Consider the following 1834-nt stretch of genomic DNA (forward strand, 5'->3'; position numbering starts at 1 on the left):
CTTGTACAGGTCGCCAGGCCACCTTCGCCGGTGTACCGGCGATGACCCACACGCCAGTGCCTTGGCCTGGGTCATAAACGGCAGCGATCGGTACTTGCAGCCCCTGCCCTTGCGTGGAGCCTTCAGCGATCCGAAGCGTGACGGTCGAACCTATCGGTGCATTGGCCAGCGCGCCCTCAAGCACATACCGCGCCTCGAAGGTACGTGTCATTCGGTCGGCCGAGTCAGAAAGCAGCCTCAGCTTCGCTGTAACAGCATCCGTGGCATTGCCATAAAGCGTCGCCTGCGCGGTGGATCCTGCTGCGGGGCGCAACGTCTCGGGCAGGTGCACGATGGCTTCGCGCTGCCCTGCCCGCGCCAGTCGAACCACAGGCTGTCCCGGGCTGACGACTTGTCCGGGCTCGGCGAGCGTCTCCACCACCACGCCGTCGGAATCCGCCAACAGCACCGCATAACCAGAAGCATTGCGGGCTACATCAGCCTGCGCTTCAGCGGCGCCAAGCTGCGCCTTTGCGGTATCCGCTGCGGCTTTGATCTGGTCATAGGCCGATGCGGAAATAGCACCTGCGGCGACCAGGTTGCGATATCGAGCCTCGTCATCTGCTGTCTGTTTGGCTCGGGCCCGAGCGGCTATGACTGACTCTTGCTGTGCTCGCGCCTGCAACCCCAGGTCGATTGGGTCAAGGCGCATGAGTGGCTGACCACGTTTAACGGTTTGACCGGTGTCAACCAGACGCTCAAGCACCTTGCCTGATACCCGAAAACCCAGATCGCCCTGGACGCGGGCAGCCACGACACCAGTGAAAGAACGTGAGGCGTCGGAGGAACCCTGAACCGCTGCGGACCTGACCAGAGGGGCATGCGTGCGCGGATCTTCAACGGTGGATGAGTCGCCACATGCCGTCAGGACGAGAGGCAACAAGCAAGCGGCAATGGAGAAAGGTCGAAGCCGGCKCATAGGTTCCCTTACTTGAAAATAGGACGAGCGCCACATTCTCAGCCTAGTGACTATATGTGTCAATAGTCACAAACCATGGAACATCCAGATTCTCAAGCTCAACATGGAACCGCCGTTATCCATGAGAAAAACCAAAAATATGCTCAAATCACCTTAATTGACAGAGCGTGACTATTACGTGACATGGTCACAAACATCCTCTATTGAAGGAATCTCAATGCCTCCCCTCCGTCCAATTGCTCTTTTGGTCAGCGCCAGCTTATTGGCAGGTTGCGCGGTCGGTCCGGACTACCATCGTCCAGACGCTCCGCTTTCGGATCGTTACCTGGGTCAGCCTTCTGTCGAACAGCGGCGTGGAGCGACGTCGACCAGCCTTGTAGCCTGGTGGGAAGGCTTTGGTGATCCAGTGCTGACCGACTTCATCTCCAAGGCGCTTGAGCAGAATCTGGACCTGGCGCAAGCGTCGGCGCGAGTCACGCAGGCGCGGGCCGGACTAGGTGCTGCAAATGCCGCTCTACTCCCCTCTGGGAACATCAGCGGACAGGCCGCGCGCTCCTACCAGTCAATCGAGACGCCGCTCGGCCAGGTGTTGAACTCAACGCCTGGCAATGATCGGTACGCAACTGGCAAGTGCGGGGAGCATTCCTGTAGCGCCGCAGATAAAGGCGATGGGAACGCCGGCCGATTTGCTGCGCCGCCGGCCAGATCTCATTGTGGCTGAGCGCCGTCTTGCGGCCTCAAACGCACGCATCGGGGAGGCGATTGCCGAGTACTACCCGAAATTCTCCCTTAGCGCATTGCTGGGCAGTGCCACGGCTGTATCCGCAGGCAACCTTTTTACCGGCGGCGCCAGCCAGTCGGCGGGCGTATTGGGAC

Annotated in this window: 1 protein-coding gene and 1 pseudogene; one reads left to right on the top strand and one right to left on the bottom strand. The window is 60.2% G+C overall.

Translation table 11 applies throughout. The annotated features are described in order from the left end of the window. The coding region (locus tag ACXRVY_RS26905; RefSeq protein WP_458238721.1) for an efflux RND transporter periplasmic adaptor subunit at positions 1-958 on the bottom strand (958 nt) is incomplete at its 3' end. A gap of 217 nt (positions 959-1175) precedes the next feature. Between ACXRVY_RS26905 and ACXRVY_RS26910 the strand changes: the two are divergent. Beyond that, positions 1176-1834: pseudogene (locus tag ACXRVY_RS26910) on the top strand (TolC family protein); the annotation flags it as partial.

It is taken from the genome of Pseudomonas sp. P5_A2_2, assembly GCF_054177685.1.